General features: G+C 61.4%; 20 protein-coding genes. 10 read left to right on the top strand and 10 right to left on the bottom strand.

The window, feature by feature from the left end; translation table 11 throughout:
• Positions 1 to 73: 73 nt before the first annotated feature.
• Both DW151_RS00210 and DW151_RS00205 read right to left on the bottom strand, forming a co-directional pair.
• Positions 74 to 790, bottom strand: a complete 717-nt coding sequence (locus DW151_RS00210) for a DUF554 domain-containing protein (RefSeq protein WP_199579861.1) — start codon at positions 788 to 790, stop codon at positions 74 to 76.
• Positions 791 to 908: 118 nt separating this feature from the next.
• The gene (locus DW151_RS00205; protein WP_118333905.1) at positions 909 to 2,339 is read right to left on the bottom strand and encodes a hypothetical protein; all 1,431 of its coding nucleotides are present in this window, start codon (positions 2,337 to 2,339) and stop codon (positions 909 to 911) included.
• Positions 2,340 to 2,399: 60 nt separating this feature from the next.
• Between DW151_RS00205 and DW151_RS10460 the strand changes: the two genes are divergently transcribed.
• Entirely contained in the window at positions 2,400 to 2,591 is a 192-nt protein-coding gene (locus DW151_RS10460) for a hypothetical protein (RefSeq protein ID WP_147351738.1), read from the top strand.
• A 31-nt stretch (positions 2,592 to 2,622) separates the two neighbouring features.
• Here the strand turns inward: DW151_RS10460 and DW151_RS00195 are convergent, their stop codons facing one another.
• From DW151_RS00195 to DW151_RS00185, 3 genes are all read right to left on the bottom strand, one after another.
• On the bottom strand, positions 2,623 to 3,222 hold the full coding sequence (locus DW151_RS00195; RefSeq protein WP_118333902.1) for a hypothetical protein: 600 nt from the start codon (positions 3,220 to 3,222) through the stop codon (positions 2,623 to 2,625).
• Positions 3,223 to 3,312: 90 nt separating this feature from the next.
• The gene (locus DW151_RS00190) at positions 3,313 to 3,822 is read right to left on the bottom strand and encodes a hypothetical protein (RefSeq protein ID WP_118333901.1); all 510 of its coding nucleotides are present in this window, start codon (positions 3,820 to 3,822) and stop codon (positions 3,313 to 3,315) included.
• Positions 3,819 to 4,115 carry a hypothetical protein gene (locus DW151_RS00185; protein WP_117786356.1) on the bottom strand — a complete coding sequence of 99 codons (297 nt, stop codon included), beginning with the start codon at positions 4,113 to 4,115 and terminating at the stop codon, positions 3,819 to 3,821. Before DW151_RS00185 ends, DW151_RS00190 begins: the two co-directional genes overlap by 4 nt.
• Before the next feature lie 345 nt (positions 4,116 to 4,460).
• On the opposite strand from DW151_RS00185, the gene DW151_RS00175 reads away from it, so the two are divergent.
• From DW151_RS00175 to DW151_RS00165, 3 genes are read left to right on the top strand one after another with little or no spacing between them, the layout of a single operon-like run.
• Positions 4,461 to 6,062, top strand: coding sequence for an FAD-binding oxidoreductase (locus DW151_RS00175; RefSeq protein WP_233543259.1), 1,602 nt, complete (start codon positions 4,461 to 4,463; stop codon positions 6,060 to 6,062).
• Positions 6,063 to 6,064: 2 nt separating this feature from the next.
• Positions 6,065 to 6,880, top strand: a complete 816-nt coding sequence (locus DW151_RS00170; protein WP_118333899.1) for an electron transfer flavoprotein subunit beta/FixA family protein — start codon at positions 6,065 to 6,067, stop codon at positions 6,878 to 6,880.
• Positions 6,881 to 8,086 (top strand): electron transfer flavoprotein subunit alpha, encoded by a 1,206-nt coding sequence (locus DW151_RS00165; RefSeq protein ID WP_118333898.1) that lies wholly within the window; start codon positions 6,881 to 6,883, stop codon positions 8,084 to 8,086.
• Here the strand turns inward: DW151_RS00165 and DW151_RS00160 are convergent.
• Positions 8,083 to 8,895, bottom strand: a complete 813-nt coding sequence (locus tag DW151_RS00160) for an HD domain-containing protein (RefSeq protein WP_117842910.1) — start codon at positions 8,893 to 8,895, stop codon at positions 8,083 to 8,085. The genes DW151_RS00165 and DW151_RS00160 overlap by 4 nt on opposite strands.
• Before the next feature lie 126 nt (positions 8,896 to 9,021).
• On the opposite strand from DW151_RS00160, the gene DW151_RS00155 reads away from it, so the two are divergent.
• The 4 genes from DW151_RS00155 (at position 9,022) to DW151_RS00140 (ending at position 12,533) form a co-directional block, all read left to right on the top strand.
• Positions 9,022 to 9,714, top strand: a complete 693-nt coding sequence (locus DW151_RS00155; RefSeq protein ID WP_117776078.1) for an AzlC family ABC transporter permease — start codon at positions 9,022 to 9,024, stop codon at positions 9,712 to 9,714.
• Complete coding sequence (locus tag DW151_RS00150) at positions 9,704 to 10,027, top strand: AzlD domain-containing protein (protein WP_035137063.1); 324 nt, start codon at positions 9,704 to 9,706, stop codon at positions 10,025 to 10,027. Before DW151_RS00155 ends, DW151_RS00150 begins: the two co-directional genes overlap by 11 nt.
• A gap of 150 nt (positions 10,028 to 10,177) precedes the next feature.
• Positions 10,178 to 11,200 carry a 2-keto-3-deoxygluconate permease gene (locus tag DW151_RS00145; RefSeq protein ID WP_118333896.1) on the top strand — a complete coding sequence of 341 codons (1,023 nt, stop codon included), beginning with the start codon at positions 10,178 to 10,180 and terminating at the stop codon, positions 11,198 to 11,200.
• Between the two features lie 190 nt (positions 11,201 to 11,390).
• Positions 11,391 to 12,533, top strand: coding sequence for a diguanylate cyclase (locus tag DW151_RS00140; RefSeq protein ID WP_158571628.1), 1,143 nt, complete (start codon positions 11,391 to 11,393; stop codon positions 12,531 to 12,533).
• 190 nt (positions 12,534 to 12,723) lie between these two features.
• Here the strand turns inward: DW151_RS00140 and DW151_RS00135 are convergent, their stop codons facing one another.
• Positions 12,724 to 13,659 (bottom strand): DMT family transporter, encoded by a 936-nt coding sequence (locus DW151_RS00135; protein WP_117582905.1) that lies wholly within the window; start codon positions 13,657 to 13,659, stop codon positions 12,724 to 12,726.
• A gap of 99 nt (positions 13,660 to 13,758) precedes the next feature.
• Positions 13,759 to 17,505, bottom strand: coding sequence for a phosphoribosylformylglycinamidine synthase (locus DW151_RS00130; RefSeq protein WP_117790665.1), 3,747 nt, complete (start codon positions 17,503 to 17,505; stop codon positions 13,759 to 13,761).
• A 184-nt stretch (positions 17,506 to 17,689) separates the two neighbouring features.
• Between DW151_RS00130 and DW151_RS00125 the strand changes: the two genes are divergently transcribed.
• The gene (locus DW151_RS00125; RefSeq protein ID WP_118333893.1) at positions 17,690 to 19,252 is read left to right on the top strand and encodes a cation:proton antiporter; all 1,563 of its coding nucleotides are present in this window, start codon (positions 17,690 to 17,692) and stop codon (positions 19,250 to 19,252) included.
• 284 nt (positions 19,253 to 19,536) lie between these two features.
• Here DW151_RS00125 and DW151_RS00120 read toward each other — a convergent pair whose 3' ends face one another.
• Both DW151_RS00120 and DW151_RS00115 read right to left on the bottom strand, forming a co-directional pair.
• Positions 19,537 to 20,286 carry an SDR family NAD(P)-dependent oxidoreductase gene (locus tag DW151_RS00120; RefSeq protein ID WP_117645711.1) on the bottom strand — a complete coding sequence of 250 codons (750 nt, stop codon included), beginning with the start codon at positions 20,284 to 20,286 and terminating at the stop codon, positions 19,537 to 19,539.
• 214 nt (positions 20,287 to 20,500) lie between these two features.
• Entirely contained in the window at positions 20,501 to 21,844 is a 1,344-nt protein-coding gene (locus DW151_RS00115; RefSeq protein ID WP_118333891.1) for a homoserine dehydrogenase, read from the bottom strand.
• Between the two features lie 251 nt (positions 21,845 to 22,095).
• On the opposite strand from DW151_RS00115, the gene DW151_RS00110 reads away from it, so the two are divergent.
• Positions 22,096 to 23,262 (top strand): ABC transporter substrate-binding protein, encoded by a 1,167-nt coding sequence (locus DW151_RS00110; protein WP_118333890.1) that lies wholly within the window; start codon positions 22,096 to 22,098, stop codon positions 23,260 to 23,262.
• The last annotated feature ends 12 nt before the right edge of the window (positions 23,263 to 23,274 follow it).

Below are 23,274 nucleotides of genomic sequence, written 5' to 3'. Positions count from 1 at the left end.
AACGCAGCTACGGTGACCTCATATCATAGCACAGCATCAAACAGATGTTCGAGATACCGCTACGTAGATAGATTTAGAACAGGAGGGCGTAGATGACGGCGATGATGACGGAGGGAATCATATTGGCAGTGCGGAAGGTCTGAGGACGGATAAGGTTGACGCCGACGCAGAAGATGAGCATGGAGCCTACGAGCGAAAGGCTGTCGAGGGCTACCGTGGTCATGATGGGGGAGAGTGCACCGGCAAACAGCGTGATCGTCCCCTGGAACACGGCGACGGGCAGGGCGGAAAAGATGCAGCCGCGGCCAAGTGAGGCCGTCATGGTGCAGACGATGATGCAGTCCAGTGCGCCCTTGAGGGCAAGCGTTGACCAGTCGCCGAGCAGGCCGTCCTGAATCGATCCCACAATGGCCATGGCGCCGATACACACGGTGAGTGAAGTCGAGACAAAAGCGTTGGTGAACTCGTTATCGCCCTCGCTGCCGGTTTTGCGCTTGAGCCATTCGCCAAGGTTCTCAATGGCGGCCTCCAAGTTGATGGCCTCGCCGATGAGCGAACCGAGCGCAAATGAGACGATGAGCATGGTGGTACCGGTGGTCACCAGCGCCTTTCCATCGATGATGAGCATCTTTTGCATGGTGCCGCCCAGGCCGATAAACAGGACGCACAGCCCCGACGCTTTCATGAGCGTGTCTTGGATACGCGGTGTGATAAAGCGACCGCCCGCTAATCCCAAAAGACCGCCCGCAACTAAAAGGACAACGTTGATGATTGTTCCCAAGCCCGGCATGAGCCCTCCTGTATTGATGCCAACGTGGCAATCGTAGCAGAATGGAATGCGAGACACATCGCGACTCATCTAATACGTTATATAAGTGGTATTAGCAACGACGCGCAGTATTTAAGCCTCAGGTGGTTGTCGGGACATAGGGATAGTAGTCAAAGCGCAGTGTCATAAGCCGCTGTGGGGATTCAATAGCCGCGGCGATGATATTGGCATCGCGGGTACGATCAAACCCTTCGAGTTCGATCTGATACGAGACGTCTTGCATAATGTCCAGACGTCGCCAGGCTAGGAGTGTGTCGCCATCGAATTCCAAGGTCTTGCCTCCGTCTGGGGCAACGGCGTATAGGCGCAATTTAGCGGTGGTTGCAGGGTCGACAACCGTGACCTTTTTAATTTCGTTTCGAGTATTCTTGGCGCCCAACAAGGTGAGCAGTGTTGGGGCCACGACCTCGCCCGATGGCAAAAAGACGACTTCGATGGATTTAGGAAATGCGATGATGGCCGACTTGCGGACGGGCTGATTGGCGGCGGCAACTTCGATGCTTGCAGCGTCGATGACCTCCGTGTGGTCGAGCGCGGCAAACACGCAGCAGTTACCTTCATCGATTTCTTGAGGATCAGCAAGCCCCAGACTGTCCGCGAGCTCGGGATCGTTTTGATCGGTAGCGGGCTCATTCGGTGCTTCGAAAGAAGCTGGGATGCTGTTTGTCGGCGATGACGTGTCGCCCGCACCCGCTTCCTTGTCCGCGCTCTCTTCTTGTATGGTTGCGTTGATGGGTTCGTCGTTTGAGGGGAGCGTCTTGGCGTCAAGCGCGGAGGGGAGAATTCCGATGGCTCCGGATCCGTTCCACTCCATTTCGAGAAGCGCCGGATCGGCAAGAATGCGTTGCCTGCTTTGCGCGTGGGCATCGATTTCAATAGGGCCTGCCTCTATCCCTCGTGTAAGGCTGAGTGATCCGGCTGGCTTCTCGAAATGAGCGTCTGTATCTTTGGTGCTGGCGGCGTAGAACAACAGGGACGTTTCTCCCGCCGCGATGGCATCGGTGCCGGCTTTGGCCAGCCGCAACGATGCCGTGAATGAGAGGGTGGGCTGCGTGTCGTCTGCATTCGCGGCGGCGCAGCCCAGACATATACCGCCTCCTTTCTCGAAAAACGCGCCGTCAAAGGCGACCTTCGTTCCGTTCGCCGAGTCATCGACCGAAGCGATGTCGATGCGCAGCTCTAAATTGCATGGATCGCCATCTGCATCGAGCACAACCGAGCGCCACGTGCAGACGGCGCACCCCGCCTGGGAGCCGTTTGCCTTGTTCGAACGATTGATATCCACGACTATCGAGCCGTCCGTATTACGACGAAGGCATCCCGAGGTTGAGATCGCGGCCTGTGCGATCGAAAAACGCTTGCACGCAATGGCGCTCGACGGATTTGGGGCGGAACTTAGGGCTGCTGGTAAGGAGTCTGCCATGACGGGAGTCGCCCAAGCGGCGACAGGCGTTCCGGTTGCGAGCGCGCCGCAGAGTGCGACGACGGGCAAAAGGTTCTTCGATGCCATGGGGTCTCCTTAGCTAATTTAGTGCGGCCTATCCGTGTTTTGTTTCTGGCTGTGTTTGATGTGCAGACCGAGGCCGGCGGTCCCCGCGCCTGCTGCTGTGGCACCTACTGCCAAGAGCCATCGTCTGTCGCCTGTCTGCGCCAACGGTTCCTCGCGGTCGCCGCGGTCGAGCTCCGAGAGATCGACCGTCACTTGCGTGGCGGCCTGTGCCTGTTCTTGCTGGGCAAAGGCCATGGCTGGCCCAAACGCTAGGATGCTGACGGCGGCGGCCAGGGCGACGGCCTTATGCCGTGTGCGCACCGGGCTCGACCGTCCAGGTGATCGTTGCAACCTGATCGCCTTCGCCGGTTACGCGGAAGATGTCGCGCGTGACGCGGGCGACGTTTCCGCTTGTCTTGAGCTTAATTTTGTCCGTGCCGCCGGGCATGCCCTGGTAGCCCATGTCGAAGGCTGCGTTCTTGGAAAGATCGAGGCCCGTCTCCTGCATTGCGGCGCTGGCGTTCTGGAGTGCGCCGTCGGGGCCGACCTTAAAGTCGATGGAGTTCTGTGCGGTTCCGGCCTTGGCGTCGGCAACAATGGTCCAGGTGTTCATGGCGTCGATCTTCATGTTGGTGACATGGATGCCGTAGGCCGAATGATTGTCGATGGTGGTCGCGTCTTCTGAGGGGCCCTGAAGCGTGCCGTCGGCCTTGGCGACGAAGGGAATAACCGTCGGAACTTTGAACTCAACGTTGTCGATCTCGGTCCTGACCATTACTTTCGTGGTTCCAACGCGCCCGGCTGCCAGAGCTGGCGTCGGGGCGGCGCCCATTGCGAGCGCGAGCGCGAGCCCTGCGCCCACGACGAGCGCTCTGGCTCCGCTCATGTTCCTGGTGATGTCCATGGTCGTTCCTTTCTATTCGCCGCGGGCCGTCCCCGCGATGATTGGACGAATGCTGGTGAATTGCGTGCGGTGCCGCGTCGGCCGGAAAAGCTAGTTCTCGGTTTGCTCAACCCGCACCTTGACGCGTGTCGGATTGCCGTGGCAGTCGAGGGTCTTGGCATCGAGTGCCTGGATCTCGATGTACGCCTCGCCTTCTTTGATGTCGCCGGCGGGGCACGTCTCGATTGTCTTGCCGGTCTCGACCACACCGGATTCGTACATGGTCTCGTCGTTTTGGATGACGCGGAATCGCTGGGGAAATTTATTGTCTTGGACGTTTTGCACGTTGACGCGCAGCTTGCCGTTCTCCTGCAGCTGAGCGACCGGCGCGACCGAAATCGTCATCATGTTGTCGCGGACGATGGCATCGAGCTCATCTTGGATTTCTTGGCGCGATTTACCCTCTGCCGTCGTGACTGAGGCGCCCGCTTCGGGCACGGGCTGCGACTGCCAGACGTATAGCCCTACGGCGATGAGGGCGCAGACGATAGCCAGGCAGACAACGACGAGTTTCTTGCGACGCCCCAGTCCTGCGAGGCGGGGCGGCTTCTTCGCACTCATGCGGCGTCCTTGGTGGTATAGACACGTGCGAACGTGGACGGGTCCGCTCCAAAGAGCATGTGGAGCATCAGGCGGCGCGAGTAGATGAGCTCGTCGAAGTCGCGAGGGAGCTCGATGTCGTGGATACGCGCGATGTGGTGGGCGAGCGCCGAGAACGACTCGGGGTCGCAGATAACATCGGTGGTGACGTGGTAGACCGCCGTATCGGGGAACGCCTCTTCGTCGAAAGGCAGGAGATAGGGATCGTCGTCGACCTCGATGGCGACGCCGTACTGGGGCCAGTAATATGCCATGGGAACCTCCCTGCTTCTGGGGCCAAACTTCTATCGGTTTTGGCTGTCGATGCCGACCGTATCAGCCGCTACTTGACCAATTTCTGACCAAATGCTTGACGGATTGACATCTCCGCAGGTAAAAGGTGAAAAAAATTACTTCAACTTTTTTCGAGCGACAATCGAGCGGTCGGCGACGGCGGAGCGATATGTGTCAAAAGCATCGTCTGCCGAGGAAGCCTTGCCGTTCGCCGAATTGCACAAACGTAAAAATCGCCAATTATGGAGACGGTCTCGAACACGTCGACGAAACGATGCGGTAACATCTCCCTGCAAACACTGTAGTTAGCTAAAGGGGGAGTTCGCGTGTCTGCAACCATCAAACCCTTCACCGACGAGTTCGAGGAGTATGGCCGCGATGAATCTCGCGCATCGGGCGAAGCATCGAGCATCTCGTTTCCGACAACGGAAGACGAGGTCCGTGCCATTTTGGAAACGCTCCATGCCGAGCGTGTCCCGGTAACGGTTCAGGGCGCCCGAACCGGCCTTGCCGCCGGTGCCGTGCCCCACGGTGGGCATATCCTCAATACTTCCCGTATGAATCGCTACTTGGGCCTTCGCCGCGATGAACAAGGCAAATTTCTGCTGCGCGTGGAGCCGGGCGTTGTGCTCTCGGAGCTGCGTAAGCAGCTGAGCAAGAAGGTACTGCCGACCGCTGGTTGGGACCAGGCATCGCTTGAGGCCTACGAGGAGTTCCAAGAGTCCCCCGAGCAGTTCTTTCCCACCGATCCCACCGAGGCATCTGCCTGTCTGGGCGGCATGGCGGCATGCAACGCCTCCGGCGCCCGCAGCTACGCTTACGGCCCCATGCGCCCGCATATCACGGGACTCCACGTCGCACTGGCTGATGGCGATTTGCTTGAGCTTCAGCGCGGCGAGGCTTTTGCCCAGGGCCGCCACCTGTCGCTCGTGACGGCAGCGGGCCGTACACTCGAGCTCGATCTTCCTGACTACACCATGCCCAAGACCAAAAATGCCTCGGGTTATTTTGTTGCGGACGATATGGACGCCATCGACCTCTTTATCGGCGCGTGCGGCACGCTCGGCGTTGTCACCGAGCTCGAGATCGCCCTGCAGGCGGCACCTTCGGTCGTATGGGGTGTGAGTTGCTTTTTCGATAGCGAGGACAAGGCGGTGTCCTTTACCGATTCCGTGCGCCCTGTCCTGTCCCATGCGGCTGCCATCGAGTACTTCGATGCTGGCGCCCTGGATATTCTACGTCGCCAGCGCGAGCAGTCGACGGCGTTTGCCTCGCTGCCGGCGCTCGACAAAGAGGCCAAGGTATGTGTCTACGTGGAGCTCGATTGCGATGACGAGGCGCAGGCGACCGAGGAGCTGTACCACTTGGGATGGGTGCTGGAGCTTGCGGGCGGCCGCGACGATGCGACATGGGTCGCCCGCAACGAAGTCGATCGCGAGTGCCAGCGGTTCTTCCGCCACGCGGTGCCCGAGAGCGTCAACATGCTCATTGACGAGCGTCGCCGCACCGACCCCACCATTACCAAGCTGGGGTCGGATATGTCGGTGCCCAACGCGCGCCTGGCCGATGTCATCGCCCTTTATCGCCGCACGTTGGCCGAAAGTGGGCTTGAATCTGCCGCCTGGGGGCACATCGGTAACAACCATCTGCATGTGAACATCCTGCCGCGCGATGCGCAGGATTATCGCCGCGGCGGAGAACTCTTTGCCCAGTGGGCTTCCGAGGTCACGGCCATGGGCGGCGCCGTCTCCGCAGAACACGGCGTCGGCAAGATCAAGGCGGGCTTCTTGGAGACGATGTACGGTCACGAGGCCATGGTCGAGTCGGCGCGGCTCAAGCTCCAGCTCGATCCCGACGGGCAGCTGGGTCGCGGCAACCTGTTTGCGGAGAAGCTCTTGGATGAGCTCGTCCAGAAAGGGGGCGCGTGAAGATGAGCGATTTCCATATGGTGGTGTGCGTCAAGGCCGTGCCGGGCAGCACCGAGGTCAAGATGGACTCCAAGACCAATACCATCGTGCGCGATGGCAAGCAGGCGGTCATTAATCCCTTTGATGCGAGCGCTTTGGAATGCGCGCTGGCGCTGAAAGACGACTTTATCGGCTTTGGCATGGACGTGCGCGTAACGGTGGTGTCGATGGGCATCCCCGCGACCGAGTCGCTGCTGCGCGACTGCATCGCCCGCGGTGCCGACGACGCGCTGCTGCTGACCGACCGAGCCTTTGCGGGCGCCGATACCCTAGCCACCACCTATGCCCTCAAATGCGGCATCGAGGCACTCGATGAGGACTTTGACCTGCTCATCTGCGGCAAGATGGCAGTGGACGGCGATACGGCCCAGATCGGCCCCGAGCTGGCCGGCGCCTTTGGGGTCCCCTGCGTGACCTACGTGAGCTGTGTGCAGAGCGCGGGATTTACGACGTGTGGCTCGCTGGCGCTCGTCCACGGCTGCGATGCCGGCGAGGAGACGGTGTACCTGGAGATGCCGTGTGCGATGACGACCGCCAAGGAGATTGGCCAGCTGCGCATGCCGAGTATTGCCGGTATTCGCGCGGCCGAGGATGCAGACGTGCGTGTGGCCAGCGCTGCCGACGTAAACGCCGATCCCTCGCGTTGCGGCCTTGCCGGATCACCGACGCAGGTCGTGCGCTCGTTTGTGCCCGACCGTGACCAAACGTGCGAGGCCGTTGAGGGAACGGCGTCCGAGCAGGCGGTAAAACTTGCCAAGATTATTGAGGGGATGGCATAGATGAGCGGGCTGATTATCGATAGCGAAGCCTGTATCGGCTGCGGTCGCTGCGTTCGCGCCTGCGCCTCGGGCGGCATTGTGGTGGAGGGTGAGCGCCCCAATCGCTGTGCCCGCGTAACCGACGGCTGTATCCTGTGCGGTGGGTGCGTCGACGCCTGCCCCGTCAACGCCATCTCGATTGAGCGCGACGAGGCCGCCGGCGCGGTAGACCTTGACGCATATCGAGACATTTGGGTCTTCGTGCAAACTGACAAGCACGATGCCGTGGCATCCGTGGCCTTCGAGCTCATGGGCAAGGGGCGCGAGCTTGCCGATGCACGCGGCTGTCGCCTGGTGGCGCTGATCGGCATAGGTTCCGAGGGCTCGCTCGAGGACCTCGAACACCTGGTTTGCGCGGGCGCCGACGAAGTCCTGGCCTGTCGCGACGAGCGCCTGCGTCAGAACGACGCGGAGGTCTACGCTCGCTTGATCTGCGATTTGGTAGCCGAGCGCAAGCCCGAGGCCATCCTGTACGGCGCGACCGCCTTTGGTCGCGAGCTGGCGCCCGGTGTGGCCGTGCGCTTGCAGACGGGCCTTACGGCCGATTGCACGGTGCTTTCTATGGATACGGAGACGGGTCTGCTGCAGCAGACACGCCCGGCGTTTGGCGGCAACCTGATGGCCACCATTATCTGCCCCAACCACCGTCCTCAGATGGCAACGGTGCGCCCCGGCATCTTTAAGGCGCCCGAGTTTGACTATAGCCGCTCCGGCACGATTACCCAGGTAGTGCTTGCGGATGACGTTAAGGCCCGCGTCGAGATCTCGATTCCCGCCGAGGAGTGGGGACAGCAGGCCTCAATTGCCGATGCCGAGCGTCTGGTCGTGGTGGGCCGCGGCATCGGCTCCAAGAAGAATCTGCCCCTGATGCGAAAGCTCGCCGATGCCCTGGGTGCCGAGCTTGGTTGCACGCGTCCCATTGTGGAGGCAGGCTGGTTGGAGTATCGCCACCAAATTGGCCAGACGGGTGTATCGGTCTCGCCCAAGCTCCTCGTGAGCATCGGTGTCTCGGGCGCTATCCAGCATCTCGCCGGCATCGGTGGGGCGGAGTGCATTGTCGCCATCAATGAGGACCCGGATGCCCCCATCTTCGGTGCTGCCCAGTATAAGGTCGTCGGCGATGCCGTTGAGATCGTTGAGGAGCTGCTGGCTCAGCTTGAGCGCTAAGCGCGCGTCAGCCAGTCGCGCATCTCGTCCTTTAGGCGGCTCCAGGTTGCCTGCGTGGCGGGGTTGGTAAAGGGCCGCGTAATGCCAAAGGGCGCATCGAGCAGGCGGTGGATATCGCCCTGTTCGCGCGCCAGCGCGCGGCTCGCTGGATAGACGAGCTCAAACATAAAGCAGATGAGTCCCACCAGGTAGTCTGCGGGCTCATCGCGCTCATCGCGTGCGACGCAGCGGTGCTCGTCAAAGGCGGTAAGCGCCGGTGCCGAGAAGTGGCTGGCGAGAAATGCGTCCTCATCCACCTTGAGGATGGTCTCGACGGTGCTGTCGGCGATGGTGCGCATAATGTCGATCTTGTCACCATCGCGCACGATATCGCAGAAGCTCCGCGTACGCTCGTCGAGCTGCGCGGGTAGACGAAAATCGCTGTGATAGGCAATGCTCGCTCGGATGAGCTCATCTTCTGCCGGGTCATCGATAAAGTCGCGGATGCTCGTTACGGCGGGTGCATCGGCGGGATTCTCGCCAAAGAGGACCTCGATGCCCAGCGCTGCATGGCTCATGCTCTCGGCGTCCTTAAAGGTGTCCCAGCGCCGCAACTGCTCAAAGCGGCCCATATCGTGTAGCAGGCCGCAAAGCCATGCCAGGTCAATATCTTCTGACGACCAGCCCTGCTCGCGTGCTACGGCATCGCATGCCTCGGCCACGTGGTACGTATGCTCGAATTTGAGCGCGATGCGTGGGTTAGTGGCGTCGTAGGCATCGGTGTAGCTTTTGAAGGCCGCGCGCGCCCGGTCTCGATCGATAGCTGTCATAATGACTTCCTAAAAAGTTGTGTCTTTCGATCCGGTGGCAATTGTAGGTGAACTTTATTGCCACCGGTTGATATTTCTGCTGCGTTGCAAGGCGCGCTGCAGACGACTTACCAGAATGGGAGTGGCATGGTCCTTAGGATCTTTAAAATCGTCTGGCCAGTGATGCTTACCTATATTGCAATAGGCGCGCCGTGCGGAATGATCATGGGGCAGACGGGAATGGAGCCCTGGATGGTCTTTGCTCTGAGCAGCACGTTTGTGACGGGCAGCGGCCAGTTTATGATCTGCAATCTTTGGCTGGCGGGCGTGCCTGCAGCATCGATCGTCGCGAGCGTTGCTGCCATCTCCTCGCGCTTTGCGCTTTACTCGGCATCGATCGCGCCGCATCTGACGGGTGCCTCGAAGCGTCAGACGCTGGCTGTTGCCGCGACACTTACCGAGGAGGCATATGGCATCTCGCTTGCCAAGTTGGTTGAAGGGGAGGATTGGGGCCCGCGCGAGTCCTTCGTGCTCAACGTGATTCTCATCGCAACATGGGGCGTTTCGTGTACGATGGGCGCCATCGTCGGCGCCGTTGTCGATGTTCCCACCGCCATTGCAGCCTTTGTCTGCACCTCGCTCTTTATCTGCCTGCTCTTTTCGCAGCGGCTGTCGCGCGGCAACGTTGTCGCGGCGGTTTCGGGCGCGGTGTCCGTCGCCGTATGCAAGTTCTTGGGCCTCACGAATATTGCCGTGCCGGCAAGCGTCGTGGCCGGCATTGCCATTGCGTTGGCGTGCGATGCTGTATTTGACGGAAGAGGTGCCCGCGATGCCCGTTAACGAGTTCTTGGTTCTGTGGCTGTCGTCGTGGGCTGCTATCGCGTTCTTTCGCATCGCGCCGGCGTTCGCCTTGCGCGGGCGGACCCTGTCGCCCCGCATTACCGAGGCCCTGGGCTATATCCCGCCCGCCGCCTTTGCCGCGCTGGTCGCCAACGACTTGGTGAGCCCCGGCGCGTTCGACGCGGGACTCTGGCCTGCCTTGGTTCCCTGGATTGCGGCCGCCGGCGTCGTGGTCGTGGCGGTCAAGACAAAATCGATGCTGTGGTGCTGCGTCTCGGGCATCGTACTCTATATTGTCTTGAGCCTTATATAGGGGTGGCGTCGCGGGCGCCGAATCTCGTTCCATCCCAACTCGTCGGATTTTTCACCGAGCTGGTCTATTTCTTCTGGTACCATGGTCAAACTTTACTGTAGCAAAGCGTGACGTGGGCTTTTGTATCCCGTCAGCGGAAATGGGGGTTTCATGGCACAGGAAGCGACCGCCAGCGAGCAAAAGAAATTCAAGGTCCCGCGCATCCCGGGCGACATCATGATCTATCCGATGATCGTCGGTCTTTTGCTCAACACCTTCTGCCCGCAGGTTTTTGAGATCGGCGGCTTCTTTACGGCTGCCTGCCGCGGTGGCTCCAATACCATCGTCGCCGCGATCCTGCTGTTTGTGGGCGCCGGCATCAGCTTTAAGTCCACGCCGGGTGCCATCAAGACCGGTATCGTCGTGCTGATCCCCAAGCTGGTCGTCGCAGCGGCTCTCGGCCTGGGCGTGGCATATTTCTTTAACGACAACTTCCTGGGTCTGAGCTCCGTGTCTATCATCGGCGGCATCACGTTTTGCAACATGGCGCTCTATACGGGCGTCATGGGCGAGTTCGGCGATGAGTCCGAGCAGGGCGCCGTCGGTATCCTGTTCTTTACGGCTGGCCCCGCCGTCACGATGATCATCCTCGGTGTTTCCGGCCTCGCCAACATTCCCATTGGCACCATTATCGGCTCCATCTTGCCACTCGTTATTGGCATGGTTCTGGGCAACCTGTTCCCGTTTATCAAGAACCTGCTGGTTCCCGGTGCCAATCCCGCGATTGCCGTCATCGGATTTCAGCTCGGTGCGTCCATGAGTCTTTCGAGCTTCATCACCGGCGGCATCTCGGGCATCCTTCTGGGCCTCATCACCCTCTTTATCGTTGGCCCCATCACCTTTGCCTTCGAGCGCTTGTGCGGCGGCAACGGCAAGGCCGCCGTTGCTTGCTCCACCATCGCCGGCACGGCTATGACCACGCCGGTTGCTCTTGCTGAGGTCGCGCCGCGCTATGCCGAGCTTGCGCCCACCGCGTATGCGCAGATCGCCACCGCCGTTATCATCACGGCGATCATGGCTCCGATTCTGACTGGCTGGGTCGACAAGAAGTTCTGCCAAGGCAAGGAGGATCTGTCGCCTGTCGGTGTCGAGGCCATAGAGGAGGCCGTCGCGACTGACATCGATGGCGAGTAGCAATCGATACCCATCAATGATGCCGGCGTGTGCAATTCGCGCCGTATGGGCGCCCGAACAGAAACTGTTTTGCAGTGATGTTCGGGCGCTCTGCTATTATCCCCTTTACCCCTGCGGAGTAAAGGGGTGTTTATTGCCCTGATTCGAATTGGGCGATTCTGACCACTTGGGTATTGAAGGGATGGCGCTAGTGGTTAAGGCACTCAAGATTGAGATATTCGTGCTATGCATGATTGTTCTTATCGGGCTTGCCGTGCGAAGTCGTCGCTCCTTGTTCTCGAGCACCCAGCAGCTATTGTTTAGCATGCTTGGCTACACCTCTGCCGCGTACATATTATTCGATATGATCTGGACGCTTTCGGACGGTGTGGACGGCACGTTGGGCATTGCTGCCAACTGGATTTCCAACGCGGTTTCGTTTTCGCTCTTTGCTATCGCGTGTCTCATTTGGTTTATCTATTCCGAGACGGTGCAGGGTTCTCGCCTTTTGACCTCGCGCTATAGGGTGGTGCTTGTAGCGTTGCCTACGGCTCTGGTGGTCGTGCTGGCGTTTACCAGTTACTGGACGCACGCCCTGTTCTATATCGATTCGCAGGGCGTGTATCGTCGCGGCTTTGCCTATATGATCCAGCCCATCGTCAGCTACTGTTACGTTATACATACGTCCCTGCATGCATTTGTGCAATCTCACAGGGTCGAGAGCCTGCAGACGAAGGCCATCTATCGAACCTTGGCATTTTTCGCCATTCCGGCCCTGGTGGGCGGTACCTTTCAGGTCGTATACTCGGTGCCCGGCCTTTGTGTCGGCATAATGATTAGCATGTTGCTGCTCTACATCATCTACCAGGAGCAGCTCATCTCGACCGACCCGTTGACTGGACTTAACAATCGCAACCGTTTTGAGACCTATATGCTGTCGCTCTTCTCAAATGTGGATCAGGCCGAAGATGTATATCTGCTTATGATGGACGCCGACGGCTTTAAGCAGATTAACGATCGCTATGGGCATGTGGAGGGCGACCACGCTCTTCAGGTCATATCCGCTGCGCTCAAAGAAGTCTGCTCGGCGTCTGGCGGCTTTATCGCACGTTATGGTGGCGATGAGTTCGTGGTGCTCCAAAAGGCAGTGGCGGAACAGGATATCATGCATCTGTGCGCGACAATCAACGATGAGCTCGCGCGCGCCGAGGTTTCGTATCTGTTGCGGATGTCCATCGGCTACGCACGGGTTGGTGATGGCGTCGATACCTGGCAAGACTTGCTTCGTGCTGCCGACGCGGAGCTCTACCGCGTAAAGCGCGAGAAGAAGAAAGCCGGCGTTCAGATACGCTAGGAAAAGGGGCACACGACCGTTGCGATGGTCGTGCGCCCCTTTTGCGTTTGTGGGGGCCACCGGTCATAATGCCCAGGCGCGGTGCGGCAAGACGGGCGTCTGCCGCCGCGACTCGGTGCGAAATCAACGAGAACCAGTGCATTCCATTAAGCTAAAATGTGTGAAGGCTCTCCCTAAAAAGGTGAGCTCTCTAGGCTTTTTTGGGTTTGTTGACGATGATGATGCCGCTGCAGACCAAGAGCAGGGCAACGATGACGGTAACGGGGCTCGTGCCGGCGCCCTCGCCAAGCAGCAGTGCGCTCAGCAGTACGCCAAAGACCGGGTTCATAAACCCAAAGACCGAGACGCGGCTGACGGGGTTGACAGCAAGCAGGCGCGACCACAGCGAGTAGGCGACCGCGGAGATAAGCGCCATGTAGATGATGAGCACGATGGCGGGGACAATCGCCGTGGGGGAGAGCGCGCCACCCATCAAAAAGCCGATGGCGGTGAGGACCAGGCCGCCGACCAAGAACTGCCACCCGGCAAGCAAGACGCCGTCGTGCTTGCGCGAGAAGATGCCGATCAGGCAGGTCGAAAGAGCACCCGCGACAGTGGAGGCTAGGATAAAGCCCTCGCCATCGAGCCTGAAGCCAAAGGTGCCATCTGCGCCCGAGAGGTTGACGAGCGCGACGCCGGCAAAGCCCAGCGCACAGCCAAGCACCTTGGCCGTATTGAGCTTCTCGGTGTGAAATGCCAGGGCGGCAAAGAGGATTGCGAGGAAGTTGGCGCTGGCCTCGATGATGGAGCTCGACATGGCGCTGGCGCGCGAGAGGCCCAGATAGAAAAAGAAGTACTGCCCGATAGTCTGGAAGAGCGACAAGACAAAGATGGGCTTGATGTCGCGAGCCTGCGGAATGAGGGGGCGGCGTTGGGCCGCACTCATCCCAACGATAACCAGGGCGCCGGCAAGCGTGAAGCGCAAGCCCGCAAAGAGCAGCTGCGAGGCACTATCGTGCGCCGGGATACCAAAGAGTGCGTAGCCGATCTTGATGCAGGGAAAGGCCGATCCCCAGAGTGCACAGCAAACAAGACAGCCCAGGATGAGTCCGGGCAGGGTGGCGAGATACGGCTTGCGGCTTTCCATGATGTCCTTCCTGCATGCGCGAAGCAAAAAAGAACCCGCCACCGGATGTGTCGGTGGCGGGTGTTGTTACCCGAAGGGATTGTACCCGATGGGAAAGGTTTAAGCGAAGTAGGCCACGCCGCTCTCAAAGATCGGCATGAACTTATCGCCGGGGACATGCTCGGGCACGTTGCGGTACAGGTTGTCGCCGCGACGCTCGGCATGGCCCATCTTGCCCAGGACGCGGCCGTCGGGGCTCGTGATGCCCTCGATGGCGAGTGCGGAGCCGTTGGGGTTGACGGAGAGATCCATGCTGGGCTTGCCGTTCTCGCCCACGTACTGCGTGGCGACCTGGCCGTTGGCGATCAGCTGGGCGAGCACTTCGTCATTGGCGACAAAGCGGCCCTCGCCGTGGCTGATGGCGACGGTGTAGGGGTCGTCCAGGCTGCACTGCGACAGCCACGGGGACAAGTTGGACGAGATGCGGGTGCGCACCAGACGGCTCTGGTGGCGACCGATGGTGTTGAACGTCAACGTGGGCGCATCGGGCGTGGCGTCGACGATGTCGCCGTAGGGCACCAGGCCGAGCTTGATCAGGGCCTGGAAGCCGTTGCAGATGCCCAGCATCAGGCCATCGCGGGCCTTGAGCAGGTCGCGGACTGCCTCGGTGACCTCGGGAGCGCGGAAGAACGCCGTGATGAACTTGGCAGAGCCGTCGGGCTCGTCGCCGCCCGAGAAGCCGCCGGGGATCATAACGATCTGGCTTGCACGGATGCGGCGGGCAAGCTCGTGGGTGCTCTCGGCGACGGCCTCGGGCGTGAGGTTGTTGATCACGAAGGTGTCGGCCTCGGCACCGGCGGCACGGAAGGCGCGGGCGCTGTCGTACTCGCAGTTGTTGCCGGGGAACACGGGGATGATCACGCGCGGGCGGGCGATCTTGGCGCCGCCGTACACGTGGATATCCTTGGCGCGGAAGTCGATGGTCTCGACCTCGGGGGTCTCGCCGGCGCTGCGGTAGGTGAAGACGCCCTCGATGCCGCTCTCCCAGGCCTCCTGGAGCTCGGAGAGCTCGATGACTTCGGAACCGGTGTCGATGACATAGCCCTCGACGGTGGTGCCCAGGGGCTCGACGACAACGCCGTCGGCGACCTCGGGCAGCTCGGCATCCTCGGCGAGCTCGACAATAAAGCTGCCGTAGAGCGGGGTGAAGAGGCTCTCCACGTCTACATCCTCGGCAAGCTCGATACCGATCTGGTTACCGACGCACATCTTAAAGAGGCTCTCGGCGCCGCAGCCGTAGCCGGGCGTGGAGATGGCCAGGGCGTTGCCGGTAGCAGTGAGCGCCTCGACGGCGTCAAACGCGGCGAGCAGCTGCTGAGCATCGGGGCGGTAGTCCTCGCCATAGGTGGCGGGGGCGATGCGGACGACGCGGTGCGTGAGGCCCTTGAACTCGGGCGAGACGGCGCGGGCGGCCTTGCCCACGGCGACGGCGAAGCTGATCAGGGTCGGCGGAACGTTGAGCTCGCCGGCCTCGTCCTCAAACGAACCGCTCATGGAGTCCTTGCCGCCGATGGCGCCGGCACCCAGGTCGACCTGGGCCATAAGGGCACCCAGGACGGCAGCCATGGGCTTGCCCCAGCGCTCGGCCTCGGTGCGCAGGCGCTCGAAGTACTCCTGGAAGGAGAGGTAGGTGCGCTTGTGCTCAAAGCCGGCGGCAACGAGCTTGGCGATGGACTCGACCACGGACAGGTAGGCGCCCGCAAACTGGTCGGCCTCCATCAGATAGGGGTTGAAGCCCCATGCCATGGCGCTCGCCGTGGTGGTCTCGCCGTCCACGGGGAACTTGGCGACCATGGCCGAGCTTGGGGTGAGCTGCGTCTTGCCGCCAAAGGGCATGAGCACGGTCGCGGCGCCGATGGTGGAGTCGAAGCGCTCGGAAAGGCCCTTGTTGGAAGCGACGTTGAGGTCGGTGACGAGCGAGGTCATGCGCTCGGCGAGCGTGGTACCGGCCCAGCTGGGCTGCCACACACTGCGGGCGCAGACGTGGGCGACCTGGTGCTTGGGCGCACCGTTGGAGTTGAGGAACTCGCGGGACAGATCGACGATGGCGACGCCGTTCCAGGCCATGCGCATGCGCGGCTCGGCGGTAACCTCGGCGATAACGGTCGCCTCGAGGTTCTCCTCGGCGGCGTAGCCCATGAACTCCTCGACGTCACCGTCGGCGACGGCGCAGGCCATGCGTTCCTGGGATTCAGAGATGGCGAGCTCGGTGCCGTCAAGACCGTCGTACTTCTTGGTCACGGTATCAAGGTCGACATACAGGCCGTCGGCAAGCTCGCCTACGGCGACCGAGACACCGCCGGCGCCAAAGTCGTTGCAGCGCTTGATCAGACGGCAGGCATCGCCGCGGCGGAACAGGCGCTGCAGCTTGCGCTCGACCGGGGCGTTGCCCTTCTGGACCTCGGCGCCCGATGTCTCGATGGACTCGGTGTTCTGGGTCTTGGAGGAGCCGGTGGCACCGCCGATGCCGTCACGGCCGGTGCGGCCGCCCAACAGGATGATCTTGTCGGTGGGGGCGGGGCACTCGCGACGCACGTGGTTTGCCGGGGTAGCGCCCACGACGGCGCCGACCTCCATGCGCTTGGCGACGTAGCCGGGGTGATAGAGTTCGTTGACCTGACCGGTGGCAAGGCCGATCTGGTTGCCGTAGCTGGAGTAGCCGGCGGCAGCAGTGGTCACGAGCTTACGCTGCGGCAGCTTGCCCTCGAGCGTCTCGGACACGGGGACGGTGGGGTCGCCGGCGCCGGTGACACGCATGGCCTGGTACACGTAGCTGCGGCCCGACAGCGGGTCGCGGATGGCACCGCCCACGCAGGTGGCGGCACCGCCGAAGGGCTCGATCTCGGTCGGGTGGTTGTGGGTCTCGTTCTTAAAGAGGAACAGCCAGTCCTGGTCCTCGCCGTCGACATCGACCTTCACCTTGACGGTGCAGGCGTTGATCTCCTCGGACTCGTCGACATCGGTCATGACGCCGGTCTTCTTGAGGTACTTGGCGCCGATGGTGCCCATGTCCATGAGGCAGACGGGCTTGGTGTCGCGACCGAGTTCGTGGCGCATCTCCATGTAGCGGTCGAAGGCCTGCTGCACCACGGCGTCGTCGATCGTCACGTCGTCCAGGACGGTGCCGAAGGTGGTGTGGCGGCAGTGATCGGACCAGTAGGTGTCGATCACGCGGATCTCGGTGATGGTGGGGTCGCGATCCTCATCGCGGAAGTACTGCTGGCAGAAGGCGATGTCCGCCTCGTCCATGGCAAGGCCGCGCTCGGAAATAAAGGCGGCAAGGCCGGCTTCGTCGAGCTCGCGGAAACCGTCGAGCACCTCGACGGGCTGGGGCTCGGGGGTCTCCATGTACAGCGTCTCGGGCAGGTCGAGCGAGGCGATGCGCGCCTCGACGGGGTTCACCACGTAGTGCTTGATGGCATCAATGGCGGCCTCGTCCAGAGCGCCCGAGATCATATAGACCTTGGCGGAGCGCACGGCGGGGCGCTCGCCCTGGCTGATGAGCTGCACGCACTCGCTGGCGGAGTCGGCGCGCTGGTCAAACTGGCCAGGCAGGAATTCGACGGCAAAGACGGCGCCATCGCTTGCGGGGAGCTCGTCGTAGGTCACATCGACCTGGGGCTCGCTAAAGACGGTCGGCACGCAGGACCGGAAAAGCTCCTTGTCGATGCCCTCGACGTCGTAGCGGTTGATAATCCTCAGGGCCTCGATGCCCTTGATGCCGAGAATTTCGGTCAGCTCGCCCTTGAGCTGCTGAGCCTCGACGTCGAACCCGGGTTTCTTCTCCACGTAGATACGAGAGACCATTGGTTCCTGCCTTCCTGATCGGTTGGGCGTACGGTACGGTATGCGGCAGCGGTCGGTTTGCGGGGTCTGCCCTGCGGTCGCCTTGAGCCACATGTTTGTAAACCTCACTATGATACGACAGCTCGCGGCGCGTTGAGGACGGCGAGGGTGCTACAGTGAAGCGCAAACAAGAGAAAGGCATCACATGGCATTCGTTTCGCTCGCCATCATCGCACTCGTGGCCTTTGCGAGTCCTTTTATCGCCTCGGCGATTCCCGGAAAACCCGTTCCCGAGACGGTCTTTTTGCTCGTGCTCGGCGCGGTACTGGGACCCCATATGCTCGGCGTCATCCATGTGGATGCTGAGGTCTCGCTTGTGTCCGAGCTGGGCCTGGCCTTTTTGTTCCTGCTTGCCGGCTTTGAGATCGACCCCAAGAGCATCACGGGCGTCGAGGGGCGCTACGGCTTGGCGACGTGGGTCGTCACATTTTGTATCGCCTGGCTTGCCGTGCGCTTTACCCCGTGGTTCTCAGTCAGTCATTTCGACGGTATCGCCGTGACGCTTGCCCTCACTTCGACGGCGCTCGGTACGCTTGTGCCCATCATGCGTGAGCGCTCGCTCACCGGCACGCGCGTGGGCGACTCGATTCTCGCGTATGGCACTTGGGGCGAGCTCGGTCCCGTGCTCGCCATGTCGGTGCTGTTGTCTGCCCGCACTGGCATCCAAACGCTCGTTATCCTTGGCTTGTTTGCGGTGGTTTGCGTGTTGCTGGCCGTGGTCCCGAGCCGCTCCAAGCGCGTCGGCAGCCGCTTCTTTGCATTTGTTGAGGAGCGCGCCGATACCACGTCGCAGACCTTCGTGCGCCTGACGGTGCTCATCCTGGTCACGCTCGTGGCATTCTCGGCTGTCTTTGATCTCGACATCGTGTTGGGTTCTTTTGCCGCCGGCTTTGTCCTGCGCTATATCATCCCCGAGGGCAACCATACGCTCGAGACCAAGCTCGACGGTCTGGCCTACGGTTTTTTGATTCCGGTGTTCTTTACCGTATCGGGCGCAAAGATCGATCTGACGGCCGTGGCGTCGCGCCCGGGTCTGCTCGTGGGCTTTATCGTGGCGTTGTTGATTATTCGTGCCGTGCCCATTCTTATTTCCATGAGCATTTGTCCTGCGACGCGCGATGTGTCGGCGTATGGTCGCATTACCGTGGCCCTGTACTGCACCACGGCGCTGCCGATCATCGTTGCCGTTACGAGCGTTGCCGTCAACGCGGGCGCACTGTCGCAAGATATTGCGTCGGTCATGGTTGCCGCCGGTGCCATCACGGTGTTCTTGATGCCATTGCTCGCGCAGCTCTTCTACCGCGTGGTGGATGCCGCACCGGTCGCCGCCGTGGCAGAGGTTGCCGAGCATCCATCCGATGCGCTCGACATCTTGCGCGCCCACCACGACCTAGCGAGCTTGCTCGCGCGCGAGCACGAGCTGCTGACCTCGCATGGCCATGGTCGCGTATTCGAGGGCCTGCCTACGCTCGATACGATTGCCGAGCGTCTTTCCGCCGAGGCGGCGAGCGGCCACATCGATGCCCGCATCGTGGACGCGGCACACCTGCTTGCCGATAAGACCTATGGAGACGAGGTCGACCCGTCCGAGCTGACTCCGCGTGAGCGCCGCCGCCTGGAGCGCGCCAAGCTCGCTGTGCGCGAATACCGCCGCCGCATGCTGGAGCTCTATGCGCGCGAAGAAGCCGAAGACGACGACGGTAAGTAGTCGATACTTTCTCGGGGAAGCCGCGTCCCGCTTTGAAGGCTCGGAACGGGATGTGGTTTCCGAAACGGGGGCCGTTGGGAAGCTGTGTCCCGGAATGGGCGCTCAGAGTGGGATGCAGTTTCCGCAAGGAGGTCCTGGGGGAAACCGTGCCCCGTTCTGATCCGAAATACTGGGACATAGTTTCCCTTTCATAACAGGAGAAGGCGCGCTGTCTGCAGTTGATTCAGACGGCGCGCCTTTTTGGTTGAGCTATGTTGAAGCTTGAAGCCAAAGCTTGTGGCTCCTTAGGAGCGGGCGGCTCCGTCGACGGGGAGCACGGCGCCCGTGACATAGGAGGACATGTCGCTCGCCAGGAAAACAAAGGCGTTGGCGACATCCTCGGGCTCGCCCATGCGACCCAGCGGAATGGTGGCGATGATGGGCTTGATGACCTCTTCGGGCAGGTTGGCGACCATGTCGGTCTTAGTCACGCCGGGGGCGACGGCGTTGACGCGGATGCCCATGGGAGCGAGCTCGCGCGAGAGCGACTGGACCATACCGTTGACGGCAAACTTGGACGTGGGGTAACCGACGCCGGAGGGCTGGCCGTACTTGGCGACCATCGAGCTTGTGGTAGTGATGGTGCCGCCGTGGCCGGCCTCGGTCATGATCTTGGCGGCAGCCTGGTGGCCATTAAAGACGGCGACGACGTTAAGGTCCATGACCTTTGCGAACTCCTCGGCCGTGTAGTCCAAGAGGGGTGAACGCTGGGAGATACCGGCATTGTTGACGACCGTGTCCAAGCCGCCCATGTCGGCTGCAGTCTGCGTAAAGGCCTCAGTCACGGCCTCGAGCGAGGTGAGATCGCAGGAGCGACCCCAGACCTTGGCGTCGGGATAGGCGGCTGTCAGCTTCTCAACGGCCGTGTCGGCAGTCTCTTGGCGCGAGCCAAAGACGGTGACGGCAGCGCCTTCCTCGATAAAACGGCAGGCGATGGCATAGCCGATACCGCGTGTGCCTCCGGTGATGATTGCTTTCTTGCCCTCGAGCAACATGGTGCTTCCTCTCATCGCGGGCGGACATTCGCAGCACAGCGTAGCGGTAGTCGGAATCGGCCGCGTTTGCATATCGGTGAACGGTAGCCCGCGTTACCGATGAGCGGCTCGCGCAAATATGCTCTGCCGTTATGCTTAGGGCAGGTGACAAAAGGGCTCCCGTCCCACATCGGACGGGAGCCCTCAAGGCGCGTATTGCTAGGCGAGCGTTGGGCTAGTTCGCCATAACGCCTTCGGTCCAGGCCTCGACGTCCTCGATGCGCAGGACGTTGGCGACCTCGGCCACGCAGTCGACGCCGGCAAGCTCGGCGGCGGCGGCTTGGACGTCCTTCTCGAGCGCGCGGTGCGTCAGGAAGATGACCGAGCAGGCATCACTGACGCCCGACTTGCCGTCCTCGACCTGGTTGATGAGCGAGATCGAGATGTTGTGCTTGGCAAAGATGTCGACTGTCTCGGACAGGGCGCCCACGCGGTCGGCGACCTTCAGGCGCACATAGTACTTGGTCTGGAGCTCGTCCATGGGCTTAAAGGTGAGGTTGTGGCCATAGGGCTCAATCTCGGGCAGCGGAGCCACGCCGCGGCTGATCTGCTCGGAGAGCGACAGGATATCGCCCACGACGGCGCTCGCGGTGGGGAAGGAGCCTGCGCCCGCGCCGTAGAACATGGTCTCGCCCACGGCGTCGCCTACCACGTAGACGGCGTTCATGGCGCCGTTGACCTTGGCAAGCATATGGTCTGCGGGGATCAGCGTGGGATGCACGCGAACGTCGACGCCAGCGTCGGTGTTGCGGGCGATGCCGAGCAGCTTGATGGTGTAGCCGAGCTCGCGGGCCTGGGCGATGTCCTCGGCGCCGATGGTGCGGATACCCTGCTGGTACACATCATCGGTGGTAACGCGGGTGCCAAAGCCGATGGAGGCGAGGATGGCCGTCTTGCTGGCGGCATCGAAGCCGTCGACGTCGGCGGACGGGTCGGCCTCGGCATAGCCCTTGGCCTGTGCGTCGGCAAGTACGTCGGCGTAATCGGCGCCCTCGGCGTCCATGCGCGACAGGATATAGTTGGTGGTACCGTTGAGAATGCCGGCGATGGTCAGGATCTTGTTGCCCACCAGGTCGTGCTCGAGCGTGCTCACGATGGGGATGCCGCCGCCGCAGCTGGCCTCGCACTTAATCTGCACGCCGCACGCGCGCGCCTTCTCGGCGAGCGTCTCGACATGGCGGCCCAGCAGGGCCTTGTTGGCAGAGACGACGTGCTTGCCGTGCTCAAAGGCGGTGGTGAAGATCTCGGTCGCGGGGTGCTCGCCGCCAATCAGCTCGACGACGATGTCGACGGCGGGGTCGGTGACGACGTCATGCCAGTCACTCGTAAAGGCCTCGTGCTCAATACCGGCTGCCTCGGCCTGCTCCCAGGCAAGCGCGCAGGCGCGGGTCAGCTTAAGGTCGATGCCGTAGGCTGCCAGGTACTCATCGTGGTGGCTCTTGATCAGACGGGCCACGCCGCCGCCGACGGTTCCCAGACCGATCAGACCGACGTTCACGGTGCGCAGGGATTCGCTCATAGATAGCTCCTTCGTGCATCTTATGGATGGATTAACCGCTTAAAGGTTGAGTGCATTCTAGCGTGAACCGAGGGCGCGTGCTCGCCAGGCAACAGGAGTCGCACAAAACGGCACCCCCGAAACGCTGCGGAAACATTGGAAACATGCTCGCTACAAACGGAACTCCGTAACAAACTGTCAACGTTTGCGCCATAAGGTTTGCCCCGTACCGCAAGACGACCGCACTGCGGCCAGCGAAAAAGGGGGACACCATGTTCAACATCAACAGCACGCTCAGCCGAAGGAACTTTCTCGCCGGCGCCGCGGCGCTCGGCAGCACCGCGGCACTCGCTGGTTGTTCGTCGGGTGGCTCGGACGGCGGCTCCGCCGATGACGGCAAGACCTTCAAGATCGGTGTCATCGGCCCTCTGACCGGCGCCGCGGCAACCTATGGCGTTTCGGCCGAGAAGGGTGCCAAGCTTGCCGCCAAGGATTTCTCGACCAAGGACCTCAAACTCTCGCTTAAGTCCGAGGACGATGTCGCCGACGGCGAGAAGGCCATCAACGCCTTCAATACGTTGTGCGACTGGGGCATGCAGGCGCTCGTCGGCCCCGTCACCACCGGTGCTGCCGTCGCCGTCTCGGGCGAGATTGCCGACGATATGCTCATGGTCACGCCTTCGGCCTCGTCGCTCGACGTGACCAAGGATAAGACAACGGTCTTTCAGGTTTGCTTCACCGATCCCACCATGGGTGCCAGCGCCGCGAAGTTCTTGGCCGAGAAGTATGCAGACGCCAAGATCGCCCTGTTCTACAACTCCGGCGATACGTACAGCTCGGGTGTTGCCGATGCCTTTGCCGAGCAGGCCAAGGAGTCCAAACTTGATGTCGTCGATACCGAGACCTTTAAGGACGACTCCTCCACGAGCTTTACCAACCAGCTCACCAAGGCCAAGGAGGCCGGCGCCACGCTTATCTTTGCTCCGATCTATTACACGCCGGCGTCCGTTTTGCTCAAGAACGCCAAGGACATGGGATACGACATGACGCTTATGGGCACCGACGGCATGGACGGCCTGCTCTCCGTTGAGGGCTTCGATACCTCTCTTGCCGAGGGCGTGCTGCTCATGACCCCGTTCTCTGCTGACGATGAGAAGAACGCCGACTTCGTCAAGGCCTATAAGGACGCCTACGACGAGACGCCCAATCAGTTTGCCGCCGATGCCTATGACTGCGTCCATGCGATTGCCGAGGCTATCGATAAAGCGGGCATCGACATTACGGCTGACGGTGCCGATATTGCCGACGACCTTGCCCACGCCATGCGCAAGATCAAGATCGAGGGCCTGACGGGCGAGCTGACGTGGAACGACAAGGGCCAGGTCGAAAAGCCCGCCACAGCCTATGTGATTCAGGACGGCAAGTACATCGCCGCCTAAGTGCGCATAAAG

The sequence above is a fragment of the Collinsella sp. AM13-34 genome, from assembly GCF_003473055.1.
In the GTDB taxonomy this organism is placed as follows: domain Bacteria; phylum Actinomycetota; class Coriobacteriia; order Coriobacteriales; family Coriobacteriaceae; genus Collinsella.
Note: the sequence above shows the minus strand (reverse complement) of the source record. Positions and strands in the feature narration are given on the sequence as shown.